Here is a 20,810-nt window from a genome sequence, read left to right as displayed (position 1 = left end):
GTTGGTCTTATTCCTTGCGTGACAGAAAGACATCACGCAGGTCAAGTTAAAGACAAATGCGGAGAAAAACGACAGCAGAAGAGATTATTCAGAAAGTGTGGATAGAGGTCAGACAAGTTCGGATCCGGCGACATGATATCGCCGGATCTTGCAGATTAGGGTTCGTCAACGACCTGACCATCCGGCCAGGCGTGCATTACCGCTTTGATTAACGTCGCCAGAGGGATCGCAAAGAATACGCCCCAGAATCCCCACAGACCTCCGAAAATCACCACGGAGAGAATAATCACCAGTGGATGCAGATTGACCGCCTCGGAGAACAGCACGGGAACCAGCAGATTGCCGTCCAGCGCCTGGATAATCAGGTACACGGCAAAACAGCTCCAGAACTCGGTGCCAAGCCCGAACTGAAACAGCGCCACGCCAACTACCGGAATCGTCACCACAAAAGCGCCGATATACGGGATCAGCACAGAGAACCCTACCAGCACCGCCAGCAGCAGCGAATAGTTGAGACCAAACAGCAGGAAGCCGAGCCAGGTCGCCACGCCGACCACCACCATTTCCAGCACCTTTCCGCGGATATAGTTGGTGATTTGCTGGTTCATCTCTTTCCACACCTGTCCCGCCAGCCCACGATTACGCGGCAGCACCCGGCGCACGGCGTTCAGCATCTGTCCTTTATCTTTGATCAGGAAGAACACCATCAATGGGACGAGAACCAGATAGACCGCCAGGGTCAGCAATCCAACCAGTGAAGCTAACGAATATTTCACCACCGAATCACCCATAGTGAGCATTCGCGAGCGCATATTTTCCGCCATCGCATCAATGATGCCCGCATCCATCAGCGCCGGATAACGCCGCGGCAAGGTGGCGGCAAAATCAGACAGTTTATTGAGCATGCCGGGCATATCGCGGATCAGGTAGATGCCCTGCTGCCATGCAACGGGCATCACCACAAACGCCATCAGCAGCAAAATACCGACAAACACCACCAGCACAATCGATGTCGCCCAACGCCGTGAACACCCAATATGTTCCAGCCGCACAGTCGGCCATTCAAGCAGGTACGCCAGCACTATGGCGACCAGTAGCGGCGCCAGAAGACCGCTAAAAAAGAACAGGATGCCAAAACCGGCAACCAGAATAATCAGCAGGGCGATGGCTTCGGGGTCGCTAAAGCGGCGACGATACCATTGCATCAACATTTCGAGCATAAAACCCTTCCATGAACCCAATAGCGGGATTGCGACCCCGAATTGTATCGAAATGTCACAAAAAAGACTTCGCTTTTTATGGCTGATTACGCAAAGTGAAAAGACATTTTTCCTGGGTGTTCATCGTCAGGTTTCGCAGTTACACTCCGTAAGCTTGCGGAGTGTGAACGATACTTCACAGCATTGGTCAAATGGCTATCTCAAAAAAGAATACAGGACAGAGGTTATGTTCAGGCAGTTGAAAAAAAACCTGGTTGCTACCCTCATTGCCGCACTGACTATCGGTCAGGTTGCGCCCGCATTTGCTGATACTGCGGACACCCTGCCTGATATGGGAACGTCGGCAGGCAGTACGCTTTCCATAGGACAGGAAATGCAGATGGGCGATTATTACGTACGCCAACTGCGCGGCAGTGCGCCATTAATTAATGATCCATTGCTCACCCAATACATTAATGCGCTGGGGATGCGTCTGGTCTCGCACGCCGACTCGGTAAAAACACCCTTCACATTCTTTTTGATCAACAACGATGAAATCAACGCCTTTGCTTTCTTTGGCGGCAACGTTGTCTTGCACTCCGCATTGTTCCGCTATTCCGACAACGAAAGCCAGTTAGCATCGGTCATGGCGCACGAAATCTCCCACGTCACTCAGCGCCACCTGGCGCGTGCAATGGAAGATCAGAAGCGCAGTGCGCCGCTAACGTGGGTAGGTGCGTTAGGTTCAATTTTATTAGCGATGGCTAGCCCGCAGGCGGGTATGGCGGCGCTGACCGGTACGCTGGCGGGAACACGTCAGGGGATGATTAGCTTTACGCAACAAAACGAACAGGAAGCAGATCGCATCGGTATTCAGGTGCTGCAACGCTCGGGATTCGATCCCCAGGCCATGCCGACGTTCCTCGAAAAACTGCTCGATCAGGCCCGTTACTCTTCGCGTCCGCCGGAAATTTTGCTGACTCACCCCCTGCCTGAAAGCCGCCTGTCGGATGCCCGTAACCGCGCCAACCAGATGCGTCCGGTGGTCGTCCAGTCGTCAGAAGATTTTTATCTGGCTAAGGCACGAACCTTGGGCATGTACAACTCTGGTCGTAACCAGTTGACCGATGACCTGCTGAGTAACTGGTCGAAAGGCAACGTACGTGAGCAACGTGCGGCGCAATATGGTCGGGCATTGCAGGCGATGGAAGCCAGCAAATATGACGAGGCGCGTAAAGCGCTGCAACCGCTGCTGGCAGCAGACGCGAACAATGCCTGGTATCTCGACCTGGCAACGGATATCGATCTCGGCCAGAAGAAAACCAGTGATGCCATTAACCGCCTGAAAAACGCCCGCGACCTGCGCACTAACCCGGTACTGCAGCTCAACCTGGCGAATGCGTATCTACAGGGCGGACAAGCTAAAGAGGCGGCAACCATCCTGAATCGCTATACGTTTAACCATAAGGACGACCCTAACGGCTGGGATCTGTTAGCGCAAACGGAAGCCAACCTGAAGAACCGCGATCAGGAGCTGGCGGCGCGGGCGGAGGGGTATGCCCTCGCTGGACGTCTGGATCAGGCGATTTCGATGCTCAGCAGCGCAAGCTCTCAGGTGAAACTGGGTAGCCAGCAGCAGGCCAGATACGATGCTCGTATCGACCAGCTACGCCAGCTGCAAGAGCGCTTTAAACCGTACACCAAGATGTAACAGGAAAGAAAAATGTCAGACGCGATTAAAATCTACCATAACCCACGCTGCTCCAAGAGCCGTGAAACGCTGGAATTACTGAAGTCCAATGGCGTGGACCCGGAAGTGGTGCTGTATCTGGAAACCCCGGCTGACGCCGCGACCCTGCGTGAACTTCTGCAGATGCTGGGTATGTCCAGCGCGCGTGAGCTGATGCGCCAGAAAGAGGATCTCTATAAATCGCTTAACCTGGCGGACAAAAATCTGAGTGAAGATGCGCTGATTCAGGCAATGGTGGAAAACCCAAAACTGATGGAGCGCCCGATCGTAGTTGCCAAAGGTCAGGCTCGAATTGGACGTCCGCCGGAGCAGGTACTGGAAATCGTCGGTTAACCGAAACCTGCCGCAGTCATTTGGCTGCGGCGCTTACAGCTTCAGAATTTCTTTTACGAACGGAATGGTCAGCTTACGCTGGGCGGTGATCGATGCGTGATCAAGCTGATCCAACGTCATAAACAGCGTACGCATTTCCCGATCCAGACGCTTAAGCAGAAAGCGGCCCACATCTTCCGGCAGTTCAAATCCGCGAAGTCTGGCGCGTAATTGCAACGCCTGCAGCTTATCTTCATCGGAAAGTGGTTGCAGCTTGTAGATTTGCCCCCAGTCCAGACGCGAAGCGAGATCTGGCAATCCCAGATTCAACTGTCTTGGTGGACGATCGCCGGTGATCAGCAGGCGTGTTTTCCCCGACTCCAGGATACGGTTGTAGAGATCAAAGATCGCCATTTCCCACAGCGAATCACCGGCCACACATTCGATGTTATCGATGCATACCAGCGATAAATGCTCCATCCCGTCGAGCACCTCGGGGACGAACCAGGTACGTTTGTCGAGCGGCACGTAGCCTACCGCATCGCCGCGCGCGGACAGTTCCGCACAGGCTGCATGCAGCAAATGACTACGGCCAGCGCCTTCACGCGACCAAAGATAAATATACCCGCTATGTTCCTGACGCAGCACGTTTTGCAGTGCAGCCAGTAAAGAGGAGTTATCCCCCGGCCAGAAACTTGCGAAAGTTTCGTCGTCAGGAAGATAAAGTGGCAAAGAGAGCTGTGCCGGTGTGTTCAGAGATACCTCAACCCAGGATTTCATAAAATCGCGTTGAGTTTAACACAGAAATGCGTCGCGATAGAACCGGGCAGCATCGCCGCCCGGTCAAAGGTTTACTGTTGCTCAGTGTCGGCATCTTTGGCGTCGAGCACCACTTCTTCTGGACGCAGCAGGCTGATAACTTTGAAAATCAGGCTCAGACAGACACCCACAATGGTCGCCAGCGCCATGCCTTTCAGCTCAGCAGCACCGATGTGAACTTTCGCGCCGCTGACGCCAATGATCAAAATGACCGAGGTCAGGATCAGGTTCTGTGCTTTGTTGTAGTCAACTTTTGACTCGATCAGCACGCGAATACCGGAAGCGCCAATCACGCCGTACAACAGCAGAGATACACCGCCCATGACCGGCAGTGGAATGATTTGGATCGCCGCAGCCAGTTTACCCACGCAGGAGAGCAGAATGGCGAAAATCGCCGCACCGCCAATAACCCAGGTACTGTAAACGCGGGTAATCGCCATGACGCCGATGTTTTCGCCGTACGTGGTGTTCGGCGTAGAACCGAAGAAGCCGGAGATCACCGTCGACAGGCCGTTAGCAAACATAGAACGATGCAGGCCAGGATCGCGAATCAAATCTTTTTTCACGATATTCGCCGTTACCACCAGGTGGCCGACGTGTTCAGCAATAACCACCAGCGCCGCAGGCAGAATGGTCAGAATAGCGACCCATTCAAAGCGCGGCGTGTAGAACGTCGGCAGAGCAAACCAGTGAGCCTGCGCTATCGGCGTGGTGTCCACGACCCCCATCACGAAGGAGAGCGCGTACCCGGCCAGCACCCCAATCAAAATCGGGATAATCGCCATAAAGCCACGGAACAGCACGGAACCAAATACCGTCACCGCCAGCGTCACCATTGAGATGATGATGGTTGTTGAGTCTGGCGCTTGTCCTTCCGCAGGCAGCAATCCCGCCATACCCGCAGCGACACCCGCCAGCTCCAGACCGATAACGGCAACGATTGCGCCCATCGCCGCAGGCGGGAACATTACATCCAGCCAGCCAGTACCGGCTTTCTTAACGATGAACGAAACCAGGCAGAACAGGATGCCACACATAATGAAACCGCCCAGCGCCACTTCATACCCTAGCGGCAGCAGCAGCAGAACTGGGGAAATGAACGCAAAGCTTGAACCGAGGTAAGCCGGAATTTTACCTTTACAAATAAAGAGATACAGTAAAGTACCAATACCGTTAAACAGCAGAACGGTAGCTGGGTTGATATGAAACAGGACTGGCACCAGTACCGTTGCGCCAAACATGGCGAACAGGTGCTGTAAACTAAGCGGGATTGTCTGTAAAAGCGGCGGTCTTTCACTCACCCCGATAGCACGGCGCGTCATAGTGTTTTCCTCTGAGTGTTGTTTGTTATTAGCGATTGGGTTGTTTTATTCAAAAAAAAGCCGACTCTTAAAGTCGGCTTCTTTTCACTTATTCGTTTACTTGGTACCAAAAATCTTATCGCCGGCATCGCCGAGCCCCGGAATAATGTATCCGTGCTCGTTCAGTCCCTGATCGATGGAGGCAGTATACAGCTCAACATCCGGGTGCGCTTTTTCCAGCGCCGCGATACCTTCCGGCGCTGCAACCAGCACCAGGACTTTAATGCTGCTGCAGCCTGCTTTTTTCAGCAGGTCGATGGTAGCGATAACGGAACCGCCGGTTGCCAGCATCGGGTCAACGATCAGCGCCATACGCTCATCAATGTTAGAAACCAGCTTCTGGAAGTACGGAACCGGCTCCAGCGTCTCTTCATTACGGTACATACCGACCACGCTGATACGCGCGCTCGGAACGTTTTCCAGTACGCCTTCCATCATGCCCAGGCCCGCACGCAGGATTGGCACAACGGTGATTTTTTTACCTTTGATTTGGTCAACTTCAACCGGGCCGTTCCAGCCTTCGATGGTCACCTTTTCGGTTTCCAGACCAGCGGTTGCTTCATAAGTCAGCAGGCTGCCAACTTCCGAGGCGAGTTCACGAAAGCGTTTAGTGCTGATGTCGTTTTCACGCATCAGTCCCAGCTTGTGTTTGACGAGTGGGTGTTTGACTTCCACGATCTTCATACTCTTCTCCTTTCCTCAGACGAGTGGCAACCACAAAAAAAATCGCCGGATTATACCGCTTTTCGTCTCTGGCGCAACACTGCATACGCTTGATATGGATCAACCAAAATCGTTTGCGTCTGGATGATGAGTATAAAACAACCCCCACAATAAGTGCGGGGGTTGTTATCAATGCTATGAATTTTATAGATTTTCAGCATTACTCTGGATGACGTTTTGATACCATGAAAAAGATTTCTTCGGCGAGCGTGCTAATGTCCCACTCCCGTCATTATTTTTATCAACATAGATAAAGCCGTAGCGTTTTTTCATCTCCCCCGTCCCGGCCGAGACTAAATCAATACAGCCCCACGGGGTATAACCCATCAGATCCACGCCATCTTCCACCACTGCTTTTTTCATTTCGCTGATATGCGCGGCCATATAGTCAATACGATAGGAATCATCCACCGAGCCGTCGGCCTGCTGCACGTCAATCGCCCCAAAGCCGTTTTCTACAATAAACAACGGCAGCTGATAATGATCCCAGAACCAGTTCAGTGAATAACGCAGGCCAACCGGATCAATCTGCCAGCCCCAGTCCGACTTCTGCACATACGGGTTGGAAACCAGGCTTTTCGACTCGTCGTAATCCAGTTGTGGGTTGTCCGCCGTTGCCTGGGTCGCGAAAGACATATAATAGCTAAAGCCGATGTAATCAACGCAGCCCTCGGTCAGCGCCTGACGGTCTTCCTCGGTGATATCCAGTTCAAAGCCACGACGGGTAAAGTAATTGAGAAGATGCTGCGGGTATTTGCCGCGCACATGGACGTCAGTAAACCAGTAACGCCGGTGCATAGCGTTCATCGCCATCATCATGTCGTTCGGCGCACAGGTCAGCGGATAAATTGGGCACATCGCAATCATGCAGCCAATTTGCAGCGCCGGGTTAATTTCACGCGCGAGCTTCACCGCCAGCGCGCTTGCCACCAGCTCGTAGTGCGCCGCCTGGTACATGACCGGCTCGCGGTCTTCACCAGGCAGATATTTCAGGCCAGAGTTAGTAAAGGGCGCGAAGTCTTCGTGATAATTTGCCTGATTGTTAATCTCATTAAACGTCATCCAGTACTTCACTTTGTGCTGGTAACGAGTGAAAACCACCCGGGCAAAACGGACAAAAAAGTCGATAAGCTTACGGTTGCGCCAGCCGCCGTACTCCGTCACCAGATGGTAGGGCATCTCGAAATGCGACAACGTAATCACCGGTTCAATGCCATATCTCAGACATTCGTCGAACAGATCATCATAGAACTGCAGGCCAGCTTCATTGGGTTGCGCTTCGTCACCTAAAGGGAAAATCCGCGTCCAGGCAATAGAAGTGCGAAAACATTTAAACTCCATTTCGGCAAACAGCTTGATGTCGTCTTTATAGCGATGATAAAAATCGATGGCATCGTGGTTAGGGTAGTTTTTACCGGCAATCACACCGTCAGTAATTTCACGCGCCACGCCATGCGCCACCGCCGTCATGACATCGGCAACGCTAATTCCTTTACCGCCCTCCTGCCAGCCACCTTCCAGTTGATGAGCGGCGACAGCGCCACCCCACATGAAATCTGCTTTAAATCCTGACATCCCCTTCCCCTATCGTGATGACTCTGCGCAAAACGCTCCAAATGAGGCCCGCAACAGAAAACAGAAACCGGTTTCAGTACGATACTGTGCATTCGGCTGGCAGGTTTCAAGCACAAGACTGTACCCGGTTTCATTTTCGTGGCGCAGTTCAAACAAATAGATAAATGATTGTAAAATGCTGAAAAAACCAGCAGATAAAACTTGATGCAGAGCAGGCTCGCAAACGTTTGCTTTCCCTGTTAGAATTGCGCCGAATTTAACTTTTACTGCAAGTAAACATGTGGGGAAGCAGGCAGTGACCGATAAAACCTCTCTTAGCTACAAAGATGCCGGTGTTGATATTGATGCAGGTAATGCTCTGGTTGATCGAATCAAAGGCGTAGTAAAGAAAACGCGTCGTCCGGAAGTTATGGGTGGTCTGGGTGGCTTCGGTGCGCTGTGCGCATTGCCGCAAAAATATCGTGAACCGGTACTGGTTTCCGGCACTGATGGCGTTGGTACAAAACTGCGTCTGGCGATGGATCTGAAACGCCACGACACTATCGGGATTGACCTCGTCGCAATGTGCGTCAACGACCTCGTGGTTCAGGGCGCTGAGCCGCTGTTCTTCCTCGACTACTATGCAACCGGCAAACTGGATGTGGACACCGCAGCCAGCGTCATTAACGGGATTGCCGAAGGCTGCCTGCAGTCTGGCTGTGCGCTGGTCGGTGGGGAAACAGCTGAAATGCCGGGGATGTACCACGGCGAAGATTACGACGTGGCAGGTTTCTGCGTTGGCGTCGTCGAAAAATCAGAGATTATCGACGGTTCTAAAGTGGCTGACGGCGACGTACTGATTGCGCTCGGCTCCAGCGGTCCGCACTCCAACGGTTACTCTCTGGTGCGTAAAATCGTTGAAGTCAGCGGTTGTGACCCGGAAACCACCGAGCTTGAAGGCAAGTCGCTGGCCGATCACTTGCTGGCTCCGACCCGCATTTACGTAAAATCCATTCTGGAACTGATCGAGAAGGTTGATGTGCACGCCATTGCCCACCTGACCGGCGGCGGCTTCTGGGAAAATATTCCACGCGTTCTGCCAGACAACACGCAGGCCGTGATCGACGAGTCTTCCTGGCAGTGGCCAGCCGTCTTCAACTGGCTGCAAACGGCGGGTAACGTCAGCCAGCATGAGATGTATCGCACCTTTAACTGCGGCGTAGGTATGGTTATCGCCCTGCCAGCTCCGGAAGTGGACAAAGCCCTGGCTTTGCTCAATGAGAAAGGTGAAAACGCATGGAAAATCGGTATCATCAAAGCTTCTGATTCCGAACAGCGTGTGGTCATTGAATGAAAAACATTGTGGTGCTCATTTCCGGTAACGGAAGCAATTTGCAGGCGATAATAGACGCCTGCGAACAGAAAAAAATCAATGGCACCATACGTGCAGTATTCAGTAACAAGGCCGATGCGTTCGGCCTTGAACGCGCACGCGAAGCGAATATTCCAGCGTACTCGCTGGAAGCCGCCCAGTTTGCAAGTCGCGAAGCCTTCGACCGCCAACTGATACAAGAAATTGACGCCTGGGCGCCGGATGTCGTGGTGCTGGCCGGTTATATGCGCATTCTCAGTCCGGCGTTTGTCGCGCACTATTCTGAACGATTGCTGAATATCCACCCGTCTTTATTGCCAAAGTATCCCGGCCTGCATACGCACCGCCAGGTACTGGAAAACGGCGATGAAGAGCATGGTACCTCCGTCCACTTCGTCACTGATGAACTGGACGGCGGACCGGTTATTCTTCAGGCCAAAGTTCCGGTATTTGAAGGCGACAGCGAAGATGATGTCACGGCACGGGTTCAGGCTCAGGAACATACCATTTACCCACTGGTGGTAAGCTGGTTTATTGATGGTCGCCTGAAGATGCGTGATAACGCTGCATGGCTGGATGGCGTTCGTCTGCCGCCGCAAGGCTACGCCGCCGACGAATAATAAAATTCAACCTGTAAGCCGCATGTCACCATCCGGCTTACAGGCATAACTACCTTTTCCGGTTAATACCACCGGTATTCATCTACGCTCCCCCTTTCTCTTTGCTATCAGACGGTTTATTGTCATATTTTTCTGGCACAGTTGGACATCTGAGAGCAATGCTCGCCATAATAAATCGGTAGTGTCCCGTGAATGAAACGGAGTAAAAGTGGTAATGGGTCAGGAAAAGCTATACATCGAGAAAGAACTCAGTTGGTTAGCGTTCAACGAACGCGTACTCCAGGAAGCTGCTGATAAGTCAAACCCGTTGATCGAACGGATGCGTTTCTTAGGCATCTATTCCAATAACCTCGACGAGTTTTATAAGGTTCGTTTTGCCGAACTGAAGCGCCGAATCATTATTAGCGAAGAACAGGGTTCAAACTCTCACTCCCGCCATCTGTTAGGCAAAATCCAGGCCCGCGTATTAAAAGCCGATCAGGAATTTGACGGTCTGTACAACGAGTTGCTGCTGGAGATGGCGCGCAATCAGATTTTCTTAATCAACGAACGCCAGCTATCGGTCAATCAGCAGAGCTGGTTGCGTCATTACTTCAAGCAATATCTTCGCCAGCACATCACGCCGATCCTGATTAACCGCGAGACGGATTTAGTCCAGTTTTTGAAAGATGACTACACCTATCTGGCGGTAGAGATTATCCGCGGCGATACAATCCGCTACGCGCTGCTGGAAATCCCTTCCGACAAGGTTCCCCGTTTTGTGAATTTGCCGCCGGAAACCCCGCGGCGTCGCAAACCGATGATCCTGCTGGACAACATCTTACGCTACTGCCTGGACGATATTTTCAAAGGGTTCTTTGATTACGACGCACTTAACGCCTATTCGATGAAAATGACCCGTGACGCCGAATACGATTTGGTGCACGAGATGGAATCGAGCCTGATGGAGCTGATGTCCTCCAGCCTGAAACAGCGTCTGACCGCAGAGCCTGTACGTTTTGTCTATCAGCGCGACATGCCCAATGCGTTGGTCGAGGTGCTACGTGAAAAACTGACGATTTCTCGCTACGACTCAATTGTTCCCGGCGGGCGTTACCATAACTTCAAAGACTTTATTAACTTCCCCAACGTTGGCAAAGCCAACCTGGTTAATAAGCCGCTGCCGCGTCTGCGCCACATCTGGTTCGACAATGAGAAATTCCGTAACGGATTTGATGCAATCCGCGAGCGCGATGTGCTGCTGTATTACCCGTATCACACCTTTGAGCACGTTCTTGAACTGTTGCGCCAGGCGTCTTTCGACCCGAGCGTGCTGGCGATAAAGATCAACATCTACCGTGTGGCAAAAGACTCGCGCATCATCGACGCGATGATCCATGCCGCGCATAACAGTAAAAAAGTCACCGTGGTAGTGGAATTGCAGGCGCGCTTTGATGAAGAAGCCAACATTCATTGGGCCAAGCGCCTGACCGAAGCGGGCGTTCACGTCATCTTCTCCGCGCCGGGTCTGAAAATTCACGCCAAACTGTTCCTTATCTCGCGTAAAGAAGGTGATGAAGTCGTGCGCTATGCGCATATCGGGACGGGGAACTTCAACGAAAAAACTGCGCGCCTGTATACCGACTACTCGTTGCTCACCGCTGATTCACGCATCACCAACGAAGTGCGTCGGGTGTTCAACTTCATCGAAAACCCGTATCGTCCGGTGACGTTCGATTATCTGCTGGTTTCTCCGCAGAACTCACGCCGTCTGCTGTACGCGATGATCGACAAAGAGATCGCCAATGCGCAGCAAGGCCAGCCTTCAGGTATCACGCTAAAACTGAACAACCTGGTCGATAAAGGCCTGGTTGATCGTCTCTATGCGGCCTCAAGCTCAGGCGTACCGGTTAATTTGTTGATTCGCGGAATGTGCTCACTGATTCCAAACCTGGAAGGCATTAGCGACAATATTCGTGTTATCAGCATCGTTGATCGCTATCTTGAACATGACCGGGTCTACATCTTCGAGAACGGGGGCGACAAGCAGGTGTATCTCTCCTCCGCAGACTGGATGACAAGAAACATCGATTATCGTATCGAAGTTGCTACACCGCTTCTTGACCCGCGCCTTAAGCAGCGCGTGCTGGATATTATCGATATCCTGTTCAGCGACACGGTGAAGGCCCGCTTCATCGATAAAGAACTCAGTAATCGCTACGTACCGCGCGGAAACCGCCGTAAGGTTCAGTCACAATTGGCGATTTACGACTACATCAAATCACTCGAGCAACCTGACTAAAGATATGCCAATACACGACAAGACTCCACGACCGCAGGAATTTGCTGCGGTCGACCTTGGTTCAAACAGTTTCCATATGGTCATTGCCCGCGTGGTTGATGGCGCAATGCAGATTATCGGGCGGCTGAAACAGCGCGTTCATCTGGCGGATGGTCTCGGCGAAGATAACAAGCTGAGCGAAGAGGCAATGGAACGCGGATTAAGCTGCCTGTCGCTGTTCGCCGAACGCCTGCAGGGCTTTCCCCCGTCAAGCGTATGCATCGTGGGAACCCATACTTTGCGTCAGGCGCTGAATGCGACCGACTTTCTCAAGCGAGCGGAAAAAGTCATCCCCTACCCGATTGAGATTATCTCCGGTAACGAAGAAGCCCGACTGATTTTTATGGGCGTGGAGCACACTCAGCCGGAAAAAGGCCGCAAGCTGGTTATCGATATCGGCGGTGGCTCAACAGAACTGGTGATCGGCGAAGATTTCGAACCCAAGCTGGTTGAAAGCCGCCGTATGGGCTGCGTCAGTTTTGCCCAGATGTATTTCCCGGGCGGTGTTATCAGCCGGGAAAACTTCCAGCGAGCCCGCATGGCGGCAGCGCAAAAGCTTGAAACCTTAACGTGGCAGTTTCGCATTCAGGGCTGGAACGTCGCAATGGGCGCGTCAGGCACGATTAAAGCGGCACACGAAGTGCTGCTGGAGATGGGTGAAAAAGACGGTTTTATCACCCCCGAACGCCTGGACAAACTGACATCTGAAGTGCTGAAGCATGCGTCATTTGATGCGCTCAGCCTGCCGGGGCTGTCAGAGGAGCGAAAAGCGGTATTTGTTCCTGGGCTCGCGATTCTGTGCGGCGTTTTTGACGCGTTGGCTATCCGCGAACTTCGCCTTTCTGATGGCGCGCTACGCGAAGGCGTACTGTACGAGATGGAAGGACGTTTTCGCCACCAGGACGTTCGCAGCCGTACCGCCAGTAGTCTGGCGAACCAGTACAACATTGACAGTGAACAGGCCCGGCGCGTGCTGGAAACAACGATGCAAATGTACGACCAGTGGCATACGCAACAGCCCAAACTGGCCAATCCTCAACTGGAAGCATTACTGCGCTGGGCAGCGATGCTGCATGAGGTTGGGCTGAACATCAACCACAGCGGCTTACATCGCCACTCTGCTTATATCTTACAAAACAGCGATTTACCGGGGTTTAATCAGGAACAACAACTGATGATGGCAACCTTAGTTCGTTATCATCGCAAAGCGGTGAAACTGGATGACTTGCCCCGCTTTACACTGTTCAAGAAAAAACAGTTTCTGCCGTTGATTCAACTGTTACGCCTGGGCGTGCTGCTGAATAATCAGCGTCAGGCGACCACCACGCCGCCAACCCTGACTCTGATAACCGACGACAACCACTGGACCTTACGTTTCCCGCATGACTGGTTTAGCCAAAATGCGCTGGTGCTGCTCGATCTGGAAAAAGAGCAGCAATACTGGGAGGGCGTAACCGGCTGGCGTCTCAAAATTGAAGAAGAAACCTCACCCGATATCGCCGCATAAACTCAGAACAGGTGCCAGCGCGTCTGGCGCCTGTTCTTCCAGCGTTTCATGCAATGGCTGTGGTTTACCAATCAAGTACCCCTGCATGTAGTCAATTCCCAGCGAAATTACCGCACTGCGTATTTCTTCACTTTCGACGTACTCTGCAACCACCAGCATTCTTTTCATCCGAGCCAGATGGCAAATAGAGGCCACGATTTGGTAGTCGAGGCTATTCGAAACGATACTGCGAATAAAGCTGCCATCAATTTTCAGGATATCGGCACTCACATTCTTCAGCCGCGCATAGCTGGCGTAACCCGTACCAAAATCATCAATCGCAATCTGACAGCCCAGTGATTGCAGTTGCAGTAACGTTGCCTGTGCCTGTTCCGCATTGGTTAAGGCGTTGCTTTCCGTGACTTCAAAAATCAACTGCCACGCTTCAACCTTGTACTTAACCAGTAGCTGGTTGATGTCATGCGGAAGTCGGGCGCGACATATCGACGTGGGTGACAAGTTAATGGCAAACCGACGGGCGGGCATTTTTTCCCGATTCTGTGCCATAAACTTCAGCGTATTTTCAATCACCCACATATCGATGCTGGACGACAAGCCAAACTCATGCGCAATCGGCAAGAAGCAATCAGGCGGGATGGTTTCACCGTCATCTCCCTCAAGGCGCAGCAGGATTTCATGATAAACGTCGCCGCGTACGCCAAAAATCGGCTGCGCCATCAGGAAAAAACGATTGTGCTCCAGCGCCAGCTGTAGACGATTCATCATCGCAACCTTATCTTTCAGGTCACGTTGCAAGTGCATGACGCCTCGGCGCTGCAAGTTCTCTGGTGAATTGGTCGCCAGAGAAAGCTCGGCAATGGTGCTTAACTCTCCCAGTAACAGATAGATATGGTTAACAGGAGAACGGACACAGCAAAAACTGATCCCCACCTGCGGCTGTAAAAGCATGCCATCCCAAATAAAACGGAACTGCTTGATATGCCTGTCCAGGGCTTCAATGCGCTCCTGATACGACTCAGTGTTAAAACGCAAAACTAAGTCATTACCTGATAACTGATAGACATGCTCATCCTGTGCCAACAGTGGCGTTATCCACTGTGAGAGTTTTTGCTTGTACTGGATACGCAGCATAATGCCGTAATTTTTTACCAGTAGCTCCATGCCCGGAACACGCAAAAAGCAGAGCACTGACCATGGCGTTTTTTTCAAATCCCGGTTCAATGCGCGCAAATTTGGCAGATGCACCATCGGATCAAAGAATGCCAGACGATGGTTGCGCCGGGTAACAAAGCGTTGGCGCGTTGCCAGTACGGCAATGAAGTTCACGATGAAGGAGAAAACAAGATAACTCGATGAGGTAATGGCAAGCTGGGTATCGTAGCCAGAATACCAGGGCATATAGCGCTGGTAATAATGAATTGCGGTAATAAGTACGACAGACCATATCAGCGAAATAAATCTGTAACCGTAACGCATTGCTCCCCAGAGCATGACAGGTAGCAACAACGACAGAGTATAATTTGTGCTGAATATTGAGCTTTGTTCATTTAACGGCATACACAGCAATGCCATAAGTACAGCCAATATAATCAGCCAGACCGCAAACTCAGTTTTGGTAACTTTGGTATCAAACTGCTGCTTTAATTGAGAAAAATAGCCTCTGACATGCAAAGGGTTGCGGATCGTGCGAATAATAAAGTAGCACAAAGGAACCCCAATCAGATTCCCGACCAGCATAGCCTGATAGTTGATCAACGTGCCAGTATTAAAGGGCATAACCCCCACCATGCCGGATTTACTCTCATAAACGCCCACAAACGCGGCAAACTGGAAGAGGATCAGAAACAGCGTCGCCGGGCAAAAGACCTGCCAAAACATGCGCTGAAACATCAGGTGGGAGTCACCGTGAGATACGTTGTTCCGCCGGGGTGCAAATACTTTATACCCTCCCCAACTCAGCACTATCGTTACAATAAAGTGCGAAATTATTGAGAGCGTTTCAAATAACCCAACCTGCGGATATTTGTAGCAGATAATGGAAATGATAATTCCCGGCAATGCCGCCCAGCCAAAAAATAGCATCAGGCTAATCATCAACGCCAAAGGCATGTAGAAAAGAATTACGGTCCCAGTACTAATATGGGCATAGGTATTGGCAGTGCTCAATATAGGCAACAGCAAAGATGGTATGATGAGAGGTAACGCCCACCATCTATCTCTCATACAAATATAATTTTTATTGAGTTTCATAGATGCTCAGTAGAATCCCGCACATCCTGCAGGGGGTATTCAGACAGGCATCCCACCTGACTCTAAAACGATGAAGTTAAATACATTACTATGTCTCATCGATTTTAGTTATCAGTAAAGGGTGACGTTTGATATATATCAAAAAAAAAGCCCCTCATTAATCAATTATTACTATTTTCATCGTTTCTTATCGTTAATTCATTATTAATGCAAATAATAATATTAATTTTCATAACATATGAGGATAAAACAACTGAAGCAATTTTACATAACGAAAAATTGACCATTGCCTCACAGTATGCCTTAATGTGAGTATCGCCCTCAGTTGGGTACACTACAAGGAACCTTTTGTGAGCCAGGTTACCAGCCTACGCAAACGACACCGATTTAATAGTCGCATGATCCGGATCGTACTGCTTATCAGCTTTCTCTTCTTCTTCGGACGCTTCGTCTACTCCGCTATAGGTGCGTGGCACCACCACCAGAACAAAAAAGACTCTCAGCAGATCACCCAGCCGCAACAGGCATCTCCTGCTCAAACCGACGTGCGCTGATCGCTCGCGCCTGTAATATCTCAGCATTAAGATTCCTTACCGGATGGCTAATCGCCTGACATTTAACCATCCGGTAAGGGATTTGAGTGATGAAACAATACGCTGCCTTACCCACCACACGCACGGATTTATCCGATAATAGACCGTGTTTTTCGCACAAATTCACAATCTTTTAATCCCACTTCACTGCACCATTCGCGCTCATTTTTACGTTCCGATTTACTGGGTATAAAAAGACACACTGTGTTCAAATAGACGTCAATTAATATCACCAGAAAATATCACAGATGAAAGCATTAATATTGTTTATGAAATTAAATGCTTATTTGAATCATTACCATTTTAAATTCTACAGGGTAATACCATGAGTGGTTTTTCATTATTTCCGAAAATAAGCAGCGGTCTTGAATGGATCGCTGGACACAGCGATGCGGTTATTCAATTCGGCTGGAATATCGTTGCCGCCGTAATTTTACTGTTTGTCGGTAAATTTGTCTCTCGCCTGATCTCCAGTGGTCTGGAAAAATTACTGTTAAAACGTAAAGTTGACCGAACCATTATCCAGTTCTTCACCGCGCTGGTACGTTACATTACCCTCGCCTTTGCCGTTGTTGCCGCATTGGGTCGCGTCGGTATCGAAACATCCTCCATTATTGCCGTCATTGGTGCCGCCGGGTTGGCCATTGGACTCGCGCTACAAGGATCACTTTCCAACTTTGCCGCTGGCGTATTATTGGTCTCCCTGCGTCCATTCCGCGCCGGAGAAGTGGTACAAATTGGGGCAGTTACCGGAACGGTGGAAAAGGTGCATATTTTCTCCACCACCTTGCTCACCGCCGACAGCAAAGAAGTGGTCATTCCAAACGGTAAGATCATCGCTGACAATATCATTAACTATTCCCGCCACCCTTTCCGCCGTATCGATCTGGTGATTGGCGTCGGCTATCAGAGCCGGATAGCCGACGTTAAGCGCGTGATTAACCATATTATCGAGCAGGATACCCGCATCGATAAGCAACGTGGGGTAACCGTTCGTCTGGGCGAACTGGGCGCTTCAGCATTGAATTTTTACGTCCGCGTATGGGTGCCCAACATCGAATACTGGAATACCTATTACGATCTGCTGGAAAACATTAAAGAAGCCCTGGACGCCAACCATATCTCCCTGCCGTATCCGCAGATGGATATTCGCGTTGAGAACGTAGCCCCCCAATCTCAACCCCAGCTACAGTTGGTTGATTAATTCACAGCGCTTCGGTATGAGCGCAATAAAAAACCCTCTATAAAAAGAGGGTTTTTTTACATATTACCGGTTCAGAAACCGCTAACAGAAAGGGCTATTATTCCCACTCAATGGTAGCCGGCGGCTTACCGCTGATGTCATACACCACGCGGGAAATGCCGTTCACTTCGTTAATGATGCGGTTAGAGACACGGCCTAAGAAATCATACGGCAGGTGTGCCCAGTGCGCGGTCATAAAGTCGATGGTTTCTACTGCACGCAGGGAAACGACCCAGTCGTACTTACGACCATCGCCCATGACGCCAACGGAACGTACCGGCAGGAACACGGTGAACGCCTGGCTGACTTTGTTGTACAGGTCAGCTTTGTGCAGTTCTTCAATGAAGATAGCATCCGCGCGACGCAGCAGGTCGCAGTACTCTTTCTTAACTTCGCCAAGCACACGTACGCCCAGCCCCGGTCCCGGGAACGGGTGACGGTACAGCATATCGTACGGCAGGCCCAGTTCCAGACCAATCTTACGCACTTCGTCTTTGAACAGCTCACGCAGCGGCTCAACCAGACCCATCTTCATCTCTTTCGGCAAACCGCCCACGTTGTGGTGAGATTTGATGACGTGCGCTTTACCGGTGGCGGAAGCGGCAGATTCGATCACGTCAGGGTAGATGGTGCCCTGTGCCAGCCACTTAACGTCTTCCAGCTTCAGCGCTTCTTCGTCGAACACTTCAACGAATACGCGGCCGATGATCTTACGTTTCGCTTCCGGGTCGTTCTCGCCTTTCAGCGCGTCGAGGAAACGCTGTTCGCCTTCAACATGAACGATGTTCAGGCCAAAATGGTCACCAAACATATCCATTACCTGCTGGGCTTCGTTCAGGCGCAGCAGACCGTTGTCGACGAACACGCAGGTCAGGTTTTTTCCGATTGCACGGTGCAGCAGCATCGCAGTCACAGAGGAGTCAACGCCACCGGACAGACCGAGGATAACTTTGTCATTGCCAACCTGCTCACGAATGCGGGCAACGGCGTCATCGATAATTTTTGCCGGCGTCCACAGCGCTTCACACTGGCAGATATCGCGCACAAAACGCTCCAGCATGCGCATGCCCTGACGGGTGTGGGTAACTTCCGGGTGGAACTGCACGCCGTAGAAGCGTTTTTCTTCGTGCGCCATGATAGCAAACGGGCAGCTGTCGGTGCTGGCAACAGTCACGAAACCTTCCGGAATGGCAGTCACTTTGTCGCCGTGGCTCATCCACACATCCAGCAACGGTTTGCCGTCTGCGGTCAGGGAGTCTTCAATACCGCGGACAAGCGCGCTGTCGGTCTGCACTTCAACCTGCGCATAGCCAAATTCACGTTCGTTAGAACCTTCAACATGACCACCGAGCTGCATTGCCATGGTCTGCATGCCGTAGCACACGCCGAACACCGGCACGCCCGCATTGAAAACGTATTCCGGCGCACGCGGGCTGTTTTCTTCGGTGGTACTTTCCGGGCCACCGGAAAGAATAATACCGCTTGGGTTGAATTCGCGAATTTGTGCTTCCGTAACATCCCATGCCCACAGTTCACAGTAGACGCCCAGTTCACGTACGCGACGTGCAACCAGCTGAGTGTACTGCGAGCCGAAATCGAGGATGAGAATGCGATGTTTATGAATATTGTCTGTCATTGACGCTAATTCCGAGGCAAGTGAAACAAATTCGCCCGGCATATAGCCGGGCGCGGAAACTTATCAGGAGCCCATGCGGTAGTTAGGGGACTCTTTGGTGATGGTCACATCGTGGACGTGACTTTCCTGAATACCCGCACCGCTGATGCGTACAAACTCTGCTTTCGTTCGCAGCGCGTCGATAGTACCACAGCCGGTCAGCCCCATACAGGAGCGCAGGCCGCCCATCTGCTGGTGAATGATCTCTTTCAGGCGACCTTTATAGGCTACGCGGCCTTCGATACCTTCCGGGACCAGTTTGTCAGCGGCGTTATCGCTCTGGAAGTAACGGTCAGAAGACCCTTTGGACATCGCGCCCAGAGAACCCATACCGCGGTAAGATTTGTAAGAACGGCCCTGGTACAGTTCGATTTCGCCAGGGGATTCTTCAGTACCCGCCAGCATGGAACCAACCATCACTGCGGCAGCACCAGCGGCAATCGCTTTAGCGATGTCGCCGGAGAAACGAATACCGCCATCGGCGATAACTGGAATACCGGTGCCTTCCAACGCTTCAACGGCATCAGAAACGGCGGTGATCTGCGGAACACCGACGCCGGTCACGATACGGGTAGTACAGATGGAACCAGGGCCGATACCCACTTTAACAGCGCTGCAGCCAGCTTCAGCCAACGCGCGAGCACCTGCGCCCGTAGCAACGTTACCGCCGATAATCTGCAGATCAGGATATTTAGCACGAGTTTCACGAATACGCTGCAGTACGCCTTCAGAGTGGCCGTGAGAGGAGTCAATCAGCAGTACGTCAACGCCCGCGGCAACCAGCGCGTCAACACGCTCTTCGTTACCAGCACCTGCGCCTACAGCTGCACCAACGCGCAGACGACCATGCTCGTCTTTACAGGCGTTAGGTTTACGTTCAGCTTTCTGGAAATCTTTAACGGTGATCATACCGAGCAGATGGAAGCTGTCATCAACAACCAGCGCTTTCTCAACGCGTTTTTCGTGCATTTTGGCGAAAACGACATCGCGCGCTTCGCCTTCACGAACGGTCACCAGACGCTCTTTTGGCGTCATATATACGCTAACCGGCTGGTTCAGGTCAGTCACAAAACGCACGTCACGGCCGGTGATGATACCGACCAGTTCGTTATCTTCAGTCACCACCGGGTAGCCTGCAAAGCCGTTACGCTCGGTCAGTTCTTTCACTTCGCGCAGAGTAGTGGTTGGCAGTACGGTCTGTGGGTCAGTTACCACGCCAGATTCGTGTTTCTTCACGCGGCGAACTTCTTCAGCCTGACGCTCGATGGACATGTTTTTGTGGATAAAACCGATGCCGCCTTCCTGGGCCAGGGCAATTGCCAGGCGCGCTTCCGTCACGGTGTCCATTGCTGCGGAGAGCATAGGAATGTTCAGGCGAATGGTTTTCGTCAACTGGGTGCTGAGGTCAGCAGTATTCGGCAGAACGGTAGAATGAGCGGGAACGAGGAGGACGTCGTCAAACGTCAGGGCTTCTTTTGCGATACGTAGCATGGGCAATATCTCACCTGGGAG

The 20,810-nt window shown here is 51.6% G+C and carries 16 protein-coding genes; 8 read left to right on the top strand and 8 right to left on the bottom strand.

The genetic code is table 11. From position 1 onward, the window contains the following. Positions 1-155: 155 nt before the first annotated feature. Positions 156-1,220, bottom strand: a complete 1,065-nt coding sequence (locus tag OGX67_RS11060; protein ID WP_003037941.1) for an AI-2E family transporter — start codon at positions 1,218-1,220, stop codon at positions 156-158. Positions 1,221-1,446: 226 nt separating this feature from the next. On the opposite strand from OGX67_RS11060, the gene bepA reads away from it, so the two are divergent. Next, positions 1,447-2,910, top strand: a complete 1,464-nt coding sequence (gene bepA / locus OGX67_RS11055; protein WP_257651543.1) for a beta-barrel assembly-enhancing protease — start codon at positions 1,447-1,449, stop codon at positions 2,908-2,910. Between the two features lie 12 nt (positions 2,911-2,922). After that, a complete protein-coding gene (arsC, locus tag OGX67_RS11050; RefSeq protein ID WP_003037937.1) occupies positions 2,923-3,282 on the top strand; it encodes an arsenate reductase (glutaredoxin) in 360 nt (119 codons plus the stop codon). A gap of 33 nt (positions 3,283-3,315) precedes the next feature. Here the strand turns inward: arsC and OGX67_RS11045 are convergent, their stop codons facing one another. The 4 genes from OGX67_RS11045 to OGX67_RS11030 all read right to left on the bottom strand — a co-directional run bounded on the left by OGX67_RS11045 (position 3,316) and on the right by OGX67_RS11030 (position 7,739). Continuing rightward, entirely contained in the window at positions 3,316-4,017 is a 702-nt protein-coding gene (locus OGX67_RS11045; RefSeq protein ID WP_211924219.1) for a DnaA inactivator Hda, read from the bottom strand. A 95-nt stretch (positions 4,018-4,112) separates the two neighbouring features. Then, positions 4,113-5,402 carry a uracil permease gene (gene uraA, locus OGX67_RS11040; protein WP_003037932.1) on the bottom strand — a complete coding sequence of 430 codons (1,290 nt, stop codon included), beginning with the start codon at positions 5,400-5,402 and terminating at the stop codon, positions 4,113-4,115. Between the two features lie 96 nt (positions 5,403-5,498). Then, positions 5,499-6,125, bottom strand: coding sequence for a uracil phosphoribosyltransferase (upp, locus tag OGX67_RS11035; RefSeq protein WP_003037929.1), 627 nt, complete (start codon positions 6,123-6,125; stop codon positions 5,499-5,501). Between the two features lie 183 nt (positions 6,126-6,308). Then, positions 6,309-7,739: a 6-phospho-beta-glucosidase gene (locus OGX67_RS11030; protein WP_286526497.1), complete on the bottom strand. Its 1,431-nt coding sequence runs from the start codon at positions 7,737-7,739 to the stop codon at positions 6,309-6,311. A gap of 295 nt (positions 7,740-8,034) precedes the next feature. Between OGX67_RS11030 and purM the strand changes: the two genes are divergently transcribed. The 4 genes from purM (at position 8,035) to ppx (ending at position 13,537) form a co-directional block, all read left to right on the top strand. Beyond that, complete coding sequence (purM, locus tag OGX67_RS11025; RefSeq protein WP_003838485.1) at positions 8,035-9,072, top strand: phosphoribosylformylglycinamidine cyclo-ligase; 1,038 nt, start codon at positions 8,035-8,037, stop codon at positions 9,070-9,072. After that, positions 9,069-9,710 carry a phosphoribosylglycinamide formyltransferase gene (gene purN, locus OGX67_RS11020; RefSeq protein WP_003037920.1) on the top strand — a complete coding sequence of 214 codons (642 nt, stop codon included), beginning with the start codon at positions 9,069-9,071 and terminating at the stop codon, positions 9,708-9,710. The genes purM and purN overlap by 4 nt, the downstream gene beginning before the upstream one ends. 214 nt (positions 9,711-9,924) lie before the next feature. Further along, complete coding sequence (gene ppk1, locus OGX67_RS11015) at positions 9,925-11,991, top strand: polyphosphate kinase 1 (RefSeq protein ID WP_137348382.1); 2,067 nt, start codon at positions 9,925-9,927, stop codon at positions 11,989-11,991. 4 nt (positions 11,992-11,995) lie between these two features. Next, positions 11,996-13,537, top strand: a complete 1,542-nt coding sequence (gene ppx / locus OGX67_RS11010) for an exopolyphosphatase (RefSeq protein ID WP_003037914.1) — start codon at positions 11,996-11,998, stop codon at positions 13,535-13,537. Here ppx and OGX67_RS11005 read toward each other — a convergent pair. Further along, positions 13,517-15,787 carry a bifunctional diguanylate cyclase/phosphodiesterase gene (locus OGX67_RS11005; RefSeq protein WP_071697599.1) on the bottom strand — a complete coding sequence of 757 codons (2,271 nt, stop codon included), beginning with the start codon at positions 15,785-15,787 and terminating at the stop codon, positions 13,517-13,519. The genes ppx and OGX67_RS11005 overlap by 21 nt on opposite strands. Positions 15,788-16,137: 350 nt before the next feature. Here OGX67_RS11005 and OGX67_RS11000 point away from each other — a divergent pair, with 350 nt between their 5' ends. Then, positions 16,138-16,341 carry a YfgG family protein gene (locus OGX67_RS11000; RefSeq protein WP_071524479.1) on the top strand — a complete coding sequence of 68 codons (204 nt, stop codon included), beginning with the start codon at positions 16,138-16,140 and terminating at the stop codon, positions 16,339-16,341. A gap of 364 nt (positions 16,342-16,705) precedes the next feature. Next, positions 16,706-17,584, top strand: coding sequence for a small-conductance mechanosensitive channel MscS (gene mscS, locus OGX67_RS10995; protein WP_032937867.1), 879 nt, complete (start codon positions 16,706-16,708; stop codon positions 17,582-17,584). Positions 17,585-17,681: 97 nt separating this feature from the next. On the opposite strand, the gene guaA is transcribed toward mscS, so the two are convergent. After that, positions 17,682-19,259 (bottom strand): glutamine-hydrolyzing GMP synthase, encoded by a 1,578-nt coding sequence (gene guaA / locus OGX67_RS10990; protein ID WP_003037760.1) that lies wholly within the window; start codon positions 19,257-19,259, stop codon positions 17,682-17,684. 63 nt (positions 19,260-19,322) lie between these two features. Further along, the gene (gene guaB, locus OGX67_RS10985; RefSeq protein ID WP_003037756.1) at positions 19,323-20,789 is read right to left on the bottom strand and encodes an IMP dehydrogenase; all 1,467 of its coding nucleotides are present in this window, start codon (positions 20,787-20,789) and stop codon (positions 19,323-19,325) included. Positions 20,790-20,810 lie beyond the last annotated feature (21 nt).

This window comes from Citrobacter sp. Cf118 (assembly GCF_030334095.1).
Lineage (GTDB): Bacteria > Pseudomonadota > Gammaproteobacteria > Enterobacterales > Enterobacteriaceae > Citrobacter > Citrobacter freundii.
The sequence above is the reverse complement of the archived record's forward strand: the minus strand, read 5'-3'. Positions and strand labels throughout refer to the sequence as shown.

Bases quoted from the DNA above. Each gene is read 5' to 3' on its own strand.
- OGX67_RS11060 (WP_003037941.1), bottom strand. From the start codon at position 1,220: ATGCTCGAAATGTTGATGCAATGGTATCGTCGCCGCTTTAGCGACCCC.
- bepA (WP_257651543.1), top strand. From the start codon at position 1,447: ATGTTCAGGCAGTTGAAAAAAAACCTGGTTGCTACCCTCATTGCCGCA.
- arsC (WP_003037937.1), top strand. From the start codon at position 2,923: ATGTCAGACGCGATTAAAATCTACCATAACCCACGCTGCTCCAAGAGC.
- uraA (WP_003037932.1), bottom strand. From the start codon at position 5,402: ATGACGCGCCGTGCTATCGGGGTGAGTGAAAGACCGCCGCTTTTACAG.
- upp (WP_003037929.1), bottom strand. From the start codon at position 6,125: ATGAAGATCGTGGAAGTCAAACACCCACTCGTCAAACACAAGCTGGGA.
- OGX67_RS11030 (WP_286526497.1), bottom strand. From the start codon at position 7,739: ATGTCAGGATTTAAAGCAGATTTCATGTGGGGTGGCGCTGTCGCCGCT.
- purN (WP_003037920.1), top strand. From the start codon at position 9,069: ATGAAAAACATTGTGGTGCTCATTTCCGGTAACGGAAGCAATTTGCAG.
- ppk1 (WP_137348382.1), top strand. From the start codon at position 9,925: ATGGGTCAGGAAAAGCTATACATCGAGAAAGAACTCAGTTGGTTAGCG.
- ppx (WP_003037914.1), top strand. From the start codon at position 11,996: ATGCCAATACACGACAAGACTCCACGACCGCAGGAATTTGCTGCGGTC.
- OGX67_RS11005 (WP_071697599.1), bottom strand. From the start codon at position 15,787: ATGAAACTCAATAAAAATTATATTTGTATGAGAGATAGATGGTGGGCG.
- mscS (WP_032937867.1), top strand. From the start codon at position 16,706: ATGAGTGGTTTTTCATTATTTCCGAAAATAAGCAGCGGTCTTGAATGG.
- guaA (WP_003037760.1), bottom strand. From the start codon at position 19,259: ATGACAGACAATATTCATAAACATCGCATTCTCATCCTCGATTTCGGC.
- guaB (WP_003037756.1), bottom strand. From the start codon at position 20,789: ATGCTACGTATCGCAAAAGAAGCCCTGACGTTTGACGACGTCCTCCTC.